The sequence below is a fragment of the Tenacibaculum singaporense genome, from assembly GCF_003867015.1.
Taxonomy (GTDB): domain Bacteria; phylum Bacteroidota; class Bacteroidia; order Flavobacteriales; family Flavobacteriaceae; genus Polaribacter; species Polaribacter singaporensis.
Genome location: NZ_CP032548.1, coordinates 2,375,222 through 2,387,121, shown reverse-complemented (window position 1 = coordinate 2,387,121; position 11,900 = coordinate 2,375,222). Strand labels below are relative to the sequence as shown.

General features: G+C 30.3%; 10 protein-coding genes. 6 read left to right on the top strand and 4 right to left on the bottom strand.

Annotated elements, in window-relative coordinates; all coding sequences use genetic code 11:
- The first annotated feature begins 33 nt into the window (after positions 1-33).
- From pheT to D6T69_RS10590, 3 genes are all read left to right on the top strand, one after another.
- Positions 34-2,460: a phenylalanine--tRNA ligase subunit beta gene (pheT, locus tag D6T69_RS10600; protein ID WP_125067710.1), complete on the top strand. Its 2,427-nt coding sequence runs from the start codon at positions 34-36 to the stop codon at positions 2,458-2,460.
- A gap of 64 nt (positions 2,461-2,524) precedes the next feature.
- Positions 2,525-3,577: a quinone-dependent dihydroorotate dehydrogenase gene (locus D6T69_RS10595; protein WP_125067709.1), complete on the top strand. Its 1,053-nt coding sequence runs from the start codon at positions 2,525-2,527 to the stop codon at positions 3,575-3,577.
- A gap of 344 nt (positions 3,578-3,921) precedes the next feature.
- Entirely contained in the window at positions 3,922-4,536 is a 615-nt protein-coding gene (locus D6T69_RS10590) for a LysE family translocator (RefSeq protein ID WP_125067708.1), read from the top strand.
- Between the two features lie 12 nt (positions 4,537-4,548).
- Here the strand turns inward: D6T69_RS10590 and D6T69_RS10585 are convergent, their stop codons facing one another.
- Both D6T69_RS10585 and D6T69_RS10580 read right to left on the bottom strand, forming a co-directional pair.
- Positions 4,549-5,079, bottom strand: a complete 531-nt coding sequence (locus tag D6T69_RS10585; protein ID WP_125067707.1) for a YfiT family bacillithiol transferase — start codon at positions 5,077-5,079, stop codon at positions 4,549-4,551.
- Positions 5,079-5,765 (bottom strand): tetratricopeptide repeat protein, encoded by a 687-nt coding sequence (locus D6T69_RS10580; protein WP_125067706.1) that lies wholly within the window; start codon positions 5,763-5,765, stop codon positions 5,079-5,081. Before D6T69_RS10580 ends, D6T69_RS10585 begins: the two co-directional genes overlap by 1 nt.
- 230 nt (positions 5,766-5,995) lie before the next feature.
- Here D6T69_RS10580 and lon point away from each other — a divergent pair, with 230 nt between their 5' ends.
- A complete protein-coding gene (gene lon / locus D6T69_RS10575) occupies positions 5,996-8,452 on the top strand; it encodes an endopeptidase La (RefSeq protein WP_125067705.1) in 2,457 nt (818 codons plus the stop codon).
- Between the two features lie 71 nt (positions 8,453-8,523).
- On the opposite strand, the gene D6T69_RS10570 is transcribed toward lon, so the two are convergent.
- On the bottom strand, positions 8,524-8,739 hold the full coding sequence (locus D6T69_RS10570) for a hypothetical protein (protein ID WP_125067704.1): 216 nt from the start codon (positions 8,737-8,739) through the stop codon (positions 8,524-8,526).
- A gap of 480 nt (positions 8,740-9,219) precedes the next feature.
- Here D6T69_RS10570 and D6T69_RS10565 point away from each other — a divergent pair, with 480 nt between their 5' ends.
- Positions 9,220-9,429 carry a hypothetical protein gene (locus D6T69_RS10565; protein ID WP_125067703.1) on the top strand — a complete coding sequence of 70 codons (210 nt, stop codon included), beginning with the start codon at positions 9,220-9,222 and terminating at the stop codon, positions 9,427-9,429.
- An 18-nt stretch (positions 9,430-9,447) separates the two neighbouring features.
- On the opposite strand, the gene D6T69_RS10560 is transcribed toward D6T69_RS10565, so the two are convergent.
- Positions 9,448-11,034, bottom strand: a complete 1,587-nt coding sequence (locus D6T69_RS10560) for a helix-turn-helix domain-containing protein (protein WP_164506715.1) — start codon at positions 11,032-11,034, stop codon at positions 9,448-9,450.
- Between the two features lie 396 nt (positions 11,035-11,430).
- Between D6T69_RS10560 and D6T69_RS10555 the strand changes: the two genes are divergently transcribed.
- The gene (locus D6T69_RS10555) at positions 11,431-11,865 is read left to right on the top strand and encodes a hypothetical protein (protein WP_125067701.1); all 435 of its coding nucleotides are present in this window, start codon (positions 11,431-11,433) and stop codon (positions 11,863-11,865) included.
- Positions 11,866-11,900: the final 35 nt, after the last annotated feature.

Here is an 11,900-nt window from a genome sequence, read left to right as displayed (position 1 = left end):
CGTAAATTTGCACGCTAAAATTAGAGATTGATTATGAAGATATCATACAATTGGTTACAACAATTTTTACAGACAGACTGGGAGGCAGAGAAAACAGGCGAGTTATTAACTGATTTAGGTCTTGAAGTTGAAGGAATAGAAACTGTAGAGAGTATTAAAGGAAGCCTAAAAGGGGTAGTTGTAGGTGAAGTTTTAACTTGTGAAAAACATGCTAATGCAGACAAGTTAAAAGTTACTACTGTTGATTTAGGAAATGGTACCCCTGTACAAATTGTATGTGGAGCACCAAATGTCGCGGTAGGACAAAAAGTTCCTGTGGCTACTGTTGGTACCATGTTGTATGATGAAAAAGGAGAAGGTTTTAAAATTAAAAAAGGAAAGATAAGAGGAGAAGAGAGTCACGGAATGATTTGTGCCGAAGACGAATTAGGTTTAGGACAAAGTCATGATGGTATTATGGTCTTAGACGAGAGTTTAGTTCCAGGTACTCCTTGTTCAGAAGTTTTTAACATTGAAACAGACTATGTTTTTGAAATTGGGTTAACACCAAACCGTGCCGACGCTATGAGTCATTATGGTGTTGCACGCGATTTAAGAGCTGGATTAATTCAGCAAGGAACTAGTATAGAATTGATTTCTCCATCTGTTTCAGATTTCCATGTTGACGAGCGTACTCACAAAATTGATATCGAAGTAGAAGATAAAGATTTAGCACCTCGTTATTGTGGTATAACTATTACTGATGTGGAAGTAAAAGAATCACCAGAATGGATTCAAAATAGATTAAAGGCAATTGGATTAACTCCTAAAAATAATATTGTAGATATAACAAACTATGTACTACATGAATTAGGACAACCTTTACACGCTTTTGATGCTTCTAAAATTAGAGGAGGTAAAGTGGTGGTTAAAACTTTAGAAGAAGGCACAAAGTTTACTACGTTAGATGATGTAGAAAGAGAGCTATCTTCTGAAGATATTATGATTTGTGATGCTGATGATAATCCATTATGTATTGGAGGTGTGTTTGGAGGAGCAAAATCAGGAGTTACAGAGCATACAACATCTATTTTCTTAGAGAGTGCTTATTTTAATCCTGTATCTGTTCGAAAAACTGCAAAACGTCATGGGTTAAATACAGATGCTTCTTTCCGTTTTGAGAGAGGTATTGACATCAACACTACAAAATATGCCTTAAAGCGCGCTGCTTTATTAATTGAAGAGTATGCTGGTGGAAAAATGTCTTCTGATATTTTAGATTTTTACCCTGTAAAGCTTGAAGATTTTGAAGTGTTTTTATCGTTTGAAAATGCGTATAAATTAATAGGTCAAGAAATACCTAAAGAAACGATTAAAAAGATTTTAGCTTCATTAGATATTAAAATTAATAGTGTTACTGAAGCTGGTTTAGGATTGGTAGTACCATCGTATCGTGTAGATGTACAACGTGAAGCAGATATTATAGAGGAAATCTTACGTGTTTACGGATATAATAATGTAGAGTTTTCTCATAAATTAAATACGTCTATTTCTTTTGATAGTGATAAAGAAGTTAAAATAGAGAATATTGTTGCTGACCAGTTAACATCGTTAGGGTTTAATGAAACTATGGCAAATTCGTTAACAAAGGCAGATTATATTGAGTTATCTGAGAACTTAAACGCTGATTTTAACGTTGAAATGTTGAATCCGTTAAGCAACGACTTAAAAGTAATGCGTCAATCGTTACTATTTAGTGGTTTAGAATCTGTAGCGTACAATATTAACAGAAAGAACAATTCATTAAAGTTTTACGAGTTTGGTAAGACGTATCATAAGTATGAAAGCGGATACCAAGAAGACAAGCATTTAACGTTATTTGTTACTGGTAATAGAACACAAGATAGCTGGAAGGTAGCTACACAGATATCAGATTTCTTTTATGTTAAAGGGATTGTAACAGCTTTATTAAGTCGTTTAGGAATTGATAAATTAAAAACCACTCCAACAAAATCAGATGTGTTTTCTGAAGGAATTACGTTAAGTTTAGGGAAAACTAAGTTAGTAGAGTTAGGAGTTGTTAAAAGAGCGATTTTAAAAGAGTTTTCAATAAAACAAGAGGTTTTATTTGCAGACTTTAACTGGCAGAATATTTTAGATTTAGTAGGTAAGAAAAAAATAAAAGTAGCCGATTTACCTAAGTTTCCATCTGTAAAGCGTGATTTAGCATTGTTATTGGATAATAAAGTTGAATTCAAAGAAATTTATAACTTAGCATTCCAATCAGAAAGAAAGCTTTTAAAAGAAGTGGATTTATTTGATGTGTATGAAGGAGACAAATTACCAGAAGGTAAAAAGTCGTATGCAGTAAGTTTTGTATTACAAGATGAAAACAAAACGTTGGCAGATAAACAAATAGATAAAATAATGCAGAAACTACAGCAAACATTCGAAAAGAATTTAGATGCTGTATTACGATAATTCAGAAGCTCCATTTTTGGAGCTTTTTTTATATTTAACAAAGAACAATACTTAAAATAAACTAATGTATAAATTACTGATCCGCCCAATTTTTTTCCTTTTTGATCCTGAAAAGATTCACCACTTTACATTTTCACTCGTAAAGTTTTTATCGAAAATACCAGGAATGTCTTCAATTTTTAGAGGAATGTATCAAGTAAATGATAAAAAGTTAGAACGCAATTTATTCGGGTTAACCTTTAAAAACCCTGTAGGGCTAGCTGCAGGATTTGATAAAAATGCAGTATTGTACAATGAGCTAGCTAATTTTGGATTTGGTTTTGTTGAAATTGGGACAGTTACACCAAAGGGGCAAGTAGGAAATCCGAAAAAACGTTTATTTCGTTTAAAAGATGATAAAGGAATCATCAACCGAATGGGGTTTAATAACGAAGGGTTGGCTGCAGCTGTTGAGCAATTGAAAAAGAACAAAGGAAAAATTATTATTGGAGGAAACATTGGAAAAAATACCAATACAGCTCCTGAAAATTATACTGAAGACTATGTAGCGTGTTTTAAAGGATTGCATCCGTATGTAGATTATTTTGTGTTGAATGTAAGCTGTCCGAATGTATCTAGCCATGCTAAACTTGAAGATGCTGATTATTTGAAGGAATTAATAACTGAGGTACAAAAGATTGATAAAGAATTATCGGTTGCTGAGCGTAGTCGAAGCAAACCAATCTTATTAAAAATTGCTCCCGACTTAAACAACCAACAATTAGATGAAATTATTGAATTGGTTGCTGAAACTAAAATTGATGGAGTGATAGCGTCGAATACTTCAGTAAATAGAGATAATTTAAAAGCTTCTAAAGAGCGTTTACAAGAAATAGGTAATGGAGGTGTAAGTGGGCAACCAGTTAAAGATAGAAGCACAAGAGTAATTAAGTATCTAACGGATAACTCTAATAAAGCGTTTCCAATTATTGGAGTAGGAGGTATCCATTCTGAAAAAGATGCTTTAGAAAAGCTAAAAGCAGGTGCAGATTTGGTGCAAATTTATACAGGATTCATTTACGAAGGGCCAAGCTTGGTAAAAAGAATCAATAAGGCTATTTTAGCTGAGAAGAAATAGTATTATTGTTGTTACAACTTTGGTGAATGAAGAGATTTTTATTATCCTACAAAATAGTATTGTTTCTTATTTTTTTATTTCTTGCTCAATATTTAATATTAAAAGGAGAGTTTGAAATCTATCGCTTTTCAGATAATAAGTATTTATATGAAAATGGAAAGCAATTTTCGAAAGGATTAGTTTATATAGGACTTATTCTATCCGCTTTGTTTCCATTAATAGTATGGTTTCAGAGAAAAAAAGATTTTAAAAAAAACATAGTTTGGGTTATCATAGGTTTTTTTCCCGCTCTATATTACATTTTACTTTTTATATTATCTTATTCAATCTAATTAAGTAAAAAAATGCTAGAAACCCTCATATCTTTTGTATTTGCTACGGCTACTTTAGCTATTTCACCAGGTCCTGATAATATTTTTGTCTTAACACAAAGTATTGTTAATGGAAGAAAATATGGATTAGCTACGGTTGCTGGTTTAATGACAGGATGTATAATTCATACAACTTTGGTGGCTTTTGGAATATCGGAAATCATCAAACAGAATCCGAATTTATTTTTTATCATCAAGCTATTTGGAGCAGGATATTTACTGTATTTAGCCTATCAGGTGTATAAAAGTGATGCTAAAATTGCCTTTTCAACAGAGAATGTTCAGAAAAAATCAACATTACAGTTATTCAAAACAGGTTTTTGGATGAATGTATTAAACCCGAAGGTTACAATTTTCTTTTTGGCATTCTTCCCACAGTTTTTGTTTTCTGACAGCTTGTCAAACGTATTCCAATTTTATGTATTAGGGGGATTATTCATTTTAACATCTTTCTTAATATTTTCTTCCATAGCTATCTTAGCAGGAAAGATATCAGAGTATTTAAAGCAACACAAAAAGGTAGGAACATACCTAAAATGGGCACAAATAGTGGTTTTTATAGGTATAGCTATGCTAATTTTACTTTAAAAGAATGAATCTTTAATTCCAATTTTTCCTGATTAATAATTGTTCAATATGAGCATAATGGTGGTTGCAATGCCATGCATAAATACCAATGTTTTCTTTTAAGTTCACTTTTTCATTACCATCAGGGTGGATAAAATACTTATTTAAATCTTCTTCAGTTAAACCTTTCAAGAAGTAAACCCATTTAGCATGTAATGCCTTTAGAGCATCTAACGAAAGTTGAATTGGAGCAGTTTTAGAATCAAACAATTCAGCCCAACGATCTTCAAAATATGCTTTAATAACGGGGTTATCTTCCGTAAGCGTCCATTTAAACCGCGTGTAAGAGTTATGGTGACTGTCTGCACAATGATGAATCACTTGTCTAATTGTCCAACCGTCTTTTCTATATGGTGTATTTAATTGTTCTTCAGATAGACTGCTAACAAGGCACTTTAATTTTTCAGGAAAAAGCTCTAGAGTAGTAATCCACTCTGTAAGTAGTTCAGAAGATATTTCAGTAGGGATGTTAGGTTTTCCAATTGGGTATTTTAATTTATCCATTATTCATCATCTTTAGAAGTAAGTTTTTCCAAAGCACGTTTAGAGCTTCTATTTTCAGGGTTAATAGCTAAAGCTTTTTTATAGTATTCAATGGCGTTCACTGTATCTTTCATTCTAGTATAAGCATCAGCGGTACTATCATAAGTATTTGAGCTGTTAGGGTACAATTCAATATTAATTTTAAAAACATTAAGGGCATTTTCAAACTCATCTTTTCTAAGATATTGATATCCTAACCTATTCATATTTCGTTCTCTGATTACAGGATTTAAACTGTCTTTTTCTTTTATAGTTTTGTAACCTTTTAAAGCAGCTTCAAAGTTACCTTCTGCCAAATGTTCACTGGGAGTTTTTTCTCCTTTCTTTAGTTTTTTAAAGACATACTTTTCACCTTCATGCTCACGTTTTTCAGCTAACTCTATTTTATCTTCAGAAGTATTAAAAATTAGTTTTTCATTTAACTCTCTAACGTAAAAAGAAGAATCATTCACTTTTAAAGGCTCTAAATTTTGATTACGCCATTTTATAAGTAATTTATTGTCTTCATTAAAAGTAACTTCTATAATCTCATCAGCATTAAAATAATAGCGCCCTGCTGCTTTTTCAATAAACTCAGAAGAGTTTGTTTTAGAAGTACAGCTAATTAGTAGTGAGATAAGTGAAAGAATTAAAAATTTAAATTTCATTTTTGGTTAGTTTTATGTTGAAATAAGATGTTAATAAGACGACTTAGAACTAAATAAGTTACAAATTAAGTTATTTATAGGTTTTGTTGGCATAAGAATTGAATTAAAGATAGTACTATAGATATTAGATTGTATTTATTCTTTTGTCTATCAGTAATTTATGATTTTAAAAAAGTGGTTTTCTTTCAATAAAAAGATGAAAAGTGCCACTATGACAGAATAAATAAGATATGAGTAAATCAAAAATATTACATTTAGACAATTTGTCGCTTCAAGATGTTTTTAATGAAGATTCAGAATTAATCCCATTATTAACACCAGAAGATGAAGAGTTAATAAATAGAGAGAGTATTCCTGAAGAGTTACCAATTCTTCCATTGCGTAATACAGTTTTATTTCCTGGAGTTGTAATTCCAATTACAGCTGGTAGAGATAAGTCAATTCAGTTAATTAAAGATGCTAACAAAGGAGATAAAGTTGTAGGTGTAGTAGCACAAAAGGATAGTGAAGTTGAAGATCCAGGAATTGATGATATTTATCAAACAGGTGTAGTAGCACAAATATTACGTGTGTTAAAAATGCCTGATGGTAATACAACTGTTATTATTCAAGGTAAAAAGCGTTTTGAAATAGAAGAAGTTACGCAAGAAGAACCTTATTTAAAAGCTAAGGTAAAAGAAGCAGTTGATGAGCGAGAAATTGATGATCAAAAAGAGTTTGATGCAATTATCGATTCGATTAAAGACTTAGCATTAGAGGTAATTAAAGAAAACCCTATGCTGCCTTCAGAAGCATCTTTTGCGATAAAAAATATTCAATCAAGTTCATTTTTGGTGAATTTTATTTCGTCAAACATGGAATTAAGTGTATCGCAAAAGCAGGTATTACTTGAGAAAGACAATTTAAAAGAACGTGCGTTATTAACGTTAAAGAATTTAGATAAAGAGCTTCAAAAGTTACAATTACGTAATGATATTCAATCTAAAACACGTTCTGACTTAGATAAACAACAACGTGAATATTATTTAAATCAACAATTAAAAACCATTCAAGATGAATTAGGTGGTGTTTCTCATGAGCAAGAGCTAGATGAAATGCGTACTAAAGCTAAGTCTAAGAAATGGAATAAAGAAGTTGGAGAAACTTTTGAGAAAGAATTAAGTCGTTTAAGACGTATGAATCCTCAAATGGCAGAATATGGTGTGCAGCGTAACTACTTAGAGTTAATGTTGGAGTTACCTTGGGGCGAGTATTCAAAAGATAAGTTTGACTTAAAAAGAGCTCAAAAAATTTTAGATAGAGATCATTTTGGATTAGAGAAAGTTAAAGAGCGTATTTTAGAGCATTTAGCGGTTTTAAAATTACGTGGTGATATGAAGTCGCCAATTATTTGTTTATACGGACCTCCAGGAGTAGGTAAAACATCGTTAGGTAAATCGGTAGCTGAAGCATTAGGACGTAAGTACGTACGTATGTCTTTAGGTGGTTTACGTGATGAAGCTGAAATTAGAGGACACCGTAAAACCTATATTGGGGCAATGCCTGGTCGTTTGATCCAAAATATTAAAAAGGCAGGAACTTCAAATCCTGTATTTGTGTTAGACGAAATAGACAAGTTAAGTCAAAGCCATCAAGGAGATCCTTCTTCAGCAATGTTAGAAGTATTAGATCCAGAACAAAACACAGCTTTTTATGATAATTATTTAGAAGTAGGGTATGATCTTTCTAAAGTATTATTTATAGCAACAGCTAATAACATTAATCAAATTCCATGGGCATTACGTGATCGTATGGAAATTATTAACGTAACAGGATATACTATTGAAGAGAAGGTAGAAATAGCTAAAAAATACTTGTTCCCAAAACAATTAAAAGAGCACGGATTATCAAAAGAGCATTTAACTGTAGGTAAAAAGCAGATAGAGAAAATAGTTGAAGGATACACTAGAGAGTCTGGAGTCCGTGGTTTAGAAAAACAAGTAGCAAAAGTAGTTCGCTTTGCCGCTAAGTCTATTGCGATGGAAGAGGAGTACAATGTTGTTTTGACAAATGAAGATATAGAAACTATTTTAGGACCTGCACGTTTAGAACGTGATAAGTACGAGAATAACGATGTTGCAGGAGTTGTTACTGGGCTAGCTTGGACAAGCGTTGGAGGAGATATTTTATTTATAGAATCTATTATTTCTAAAGGAAAAGGAAATCTTTCAATTACAGGTAATTTAGGTACAGTAATGAAAGAGTCGTCAACAATTGCAATGAAATATATAAAATCTAATGCTGAGGAATTTGGAATTAATCCTGAAGTATTAGATAAATATGATGTACACATTCACGTGCCTGAAGGAGCTACCCCTAAAGACGGTCCAAGTGCAGGTATTACTATGTTAACTTCTTTAGTTTCTGTATTTACACAGCGTAAAGTGAAAAATAAATTAGCTATGACAGGAGAGATTACGCTACGTGGAAAGGTACTTCCAGTTGGTGGAATTAAAGAAAAAATATTGGCAGCAAAACGAGCAAATATTAAAGAAATTATTTTGTGTGCTGATAATAAAAAGGATATAGAAGAAATAAAAGAGAGCTACTTAAAAGGGTTAAAATTTCATTATGTAACCGACATGAGTGAAGTAATTGATATAGCACTTACCAAGCAAAAAGTTAAGAATGCTAAGAAGCTTCTATAGGGTATAAAAATAAAACTTCCATTATAATCAATTATAATGGAAGTTTAAAAATATGTGTTTTTTATACATCTTTACAAAGCAAGTTCATAAACTACTTTATCTTTACAAACGCAGTAACCAACAGAAGGGTCATAAACACGTTCTTGACCTTTATAACAAGCAGTAGGCTGTGGTCCCCAGTTATCTGGGTTATTACACCAGTAAGGAGAACCAGGTCCACCTCCGTTAATGTTTTTCTGTTCTGGTTTATTCAAAATGTTTCCTAATTTAGAAATTGATTTTAACATAATTAATTAGTTTTAGTTATTAGTTTTTAATGATCAAAGTCCTTAGGAAGTTCTTCAGCATATTCTGCTTCACACCAACATCCCAACCAGTTGCATCTAAGTACTTGACCTTTAGGACAAGAAATTTGCCCACCATTAATAGTTCTTTGTTCCGATTTATTCAGAACGTTTCCTAAGCTTGAAATTGATTTTAACATGGTTAATTAATTTTAGTTTCCCTTACTCTATATTATATGCTTTTCAGGATCCGCATTTTAGAATTATGTATCTCAAATATTGAAAAATAGATAGAGCAAAAGAAAAGTACTAAGTGACTATTTAAGAAAAAAGTAGGTACTATTTAAAAAAAATAGCACTATTAATTGGTTTTTAAGTATTTGTTTTTCAGTTTGTTGGTGTGTTTGTTTGTGTGTGGAGGTTTGTAATGGGAAAACAAGAGATAAAAAAATTAACTTTACCTAAACAGAAAAATTAAAATTTATGAAACGTTTATCTATTGAATTATTAACAAAGTACGAATTAACATCAGAAGAAAAGATTAAAGTATTTGCAGGAGATCCAATTGAGGCACCTGCTAATAAAATAGATTTCGGGGGACCAGATACAGATGGAGAAGAAGATTGTTTTACTTTACCTCCAGGTAGCACAAGAGATAAATGCTACGATGATAAAGATAAATTCAGGATTTAAAATAATTACAAGAAAGTATTATAACTCCTTATTGATTTTCTCTATAAATTGATAAGGAGTTATACCTATATGTTTTTTAAAAATTCGTGTAAAGGACTTAGCATTTTTATATCCAGCTATTTCTCCAATAGCTTGTGTTGTATAAGATCTTACTTTCTTGTCGTTGCTCAATACTCCAATAATGTAATTAATACGTAATTCATTTGTATAATCATTAAAACTCATTTTTTTATAATCTTTAATGATTTTTGATAAGTAAGTAGTATTAGTTCCTATTTTTTTAGCTGCATTATATAAATTAAACTCTTCTTTTAAAAAGTATTTCTTTTCCTCTATTTTTAATAAGCCACTAATAATTTGTTGATGTTGTTCATCTTTTATTTTTAATGGATTAGATGAGGAAAAGGATTTGTCAGTTAAATCTTCTTTTTTTGAAATTTTACCTAACAGTTCATTTAATTTTTTCTTTGTTTTCTTTTTTTCTTTGGCGTTTTTAAATACTAAAAAAGAGATAACTATTACTGTAGTTATTAGTCCTATAACTATAATTTCGTAATAAAAATTCTTTTTACTACTATCTTCTTTTAAATCTTTTATTTTTTGATCAAAATCAATTTTAATTGCTTCTTTAAATTGCTTTCTATCTCTCGATGAAACTTTTGAATGATTACGTATATATGTGTTTAAGTAATAATTGGCGGAGTCTACTTTATTTTGATAAGTATAAATTTGTGAAAGATATCCATGCATTTTTATATAATTGTCATCTAGAATGGTATCTTTTTTTATGCTGAGGGCTGTTAAGAAGTTTTGTTTAGCTTTCTCTAATTTATTTAAATTATAATAATTTAAACCATTATTGTAATAACCTTTATATAAATAAGATTGAGATTTACTTTTTTCAAATAACTCTAAACTTTTTTCAAGGAAAGAGCTTGCTTTAGAGTGCTCTTCTTTTAAGGTGTAAATTGTCCCCATACCATAATAAACCTTGCCAGTATAGTAGCTATTAAGATTGAAATCCTTTGTTTTAAGTATTGAATTATAGTAATGTAATGAAGAGTCTGCATATTGATGCTTTTTTTTATCATTTTTGTATAAGGTTGCATAAATAGCAGCAACATTAAACATTCTTTTATATTTACTACTATAATACTTGTTAGAAAGAGCTTCCTTATTTTTTTCAATAAGTTTAAGTGTTTCTTTTGCTTTATTAAGAGCTTTATCTAGCTCTCCCATATCTTGATAAATAAGTGCTATATTCCCTTTTATTTTAATAGTTCGCCCAATATCTTTAGCTAACAAAGCATAATTTTCAGCTGTTATATAATTTTGTAAAGCAGGTTTAATTAGTTTTTTCCTTTTATTAGAATTACCTAATAATATATGGATGTCGAATAGTAAAGAAAAGTTTTTTTTGCTCTTGGCTATCTTGGGCAGATACTTATTTATACTATCCTTAAAAGGAATATTCATGGGGCGTTTCTCTCTTACTTTTAAATACTCAATAGCAGCATATCCAAAAGTTTTATAGGGAATATTGTCACTTTGTAAAAGATTGTTCATGTAGTAAAGAGAGCTATCAACACCTATTTCTCTATTCAAGTAAAACTTTCTTTTGAAATTTTTTAAATCACTCTCGTTATATTTCTTTGTTGTTTGAGAATAGGATACAAAACAAGAAAAAAATACTAGGAAGAGAAACGAAATTTGTTTTAACATGATTTTCTAGAGGAGTTAAAGAATTAATAGGAGCTGCAAAATAAAAAATATTTAAATATTTTGAGCTATTAAGTAGTTCATTGTTTTGTTCTTTTTTAAGTGGTTTATAGAGTGTTAGTAGTGTGATAATAGATTGATAAAGTAATTATAATTGTGTAAAAGAAAAGATCTTAGCTAATAATTAAAAATGATAAAATACTTTTTACAATTAAAAAACGTTGTTGTTTTAGTTATATTTAAAAAATTAAAAACAATATCAAATTTAAACCCTTAAATTTTATGAAAAAACTACTTTTATTAACAGGGCTTTTATTCTCTGTAGCCTCGTATTCTCAAATTGAATTTATTGAAACTACTAAAACTGAAATAGTAGGAAAGATAGAGTATGTTTATTTAGAGAAAATAGGAGATGAAGCTTATAACTTTTATTATAAGAATATTAATGACCCTATTCACGAGTACGTTCATTTTTCTTTTAAAAACTTAGACAATGATGTAGAAAAACTGCACCAAATAATTGTAAAAGGTTTTGAAGAAAATCCAAGAGACCCTTATAAAATTAAAGCAAACGGGGATGTAATTTGGTTAAAATATACTAAAGTTGATGGAGTTGTTATGTTACAAATTCAGCAGTATGTGAGTAGAGATCCAGATATTATGACAGTTTCTAAATTACTTACTTATGAAGAAGTAAATAAGTTATTTAGCAAGTAATAATTAAGATAATAAGTAAAAAAGCAGCCTTAAAG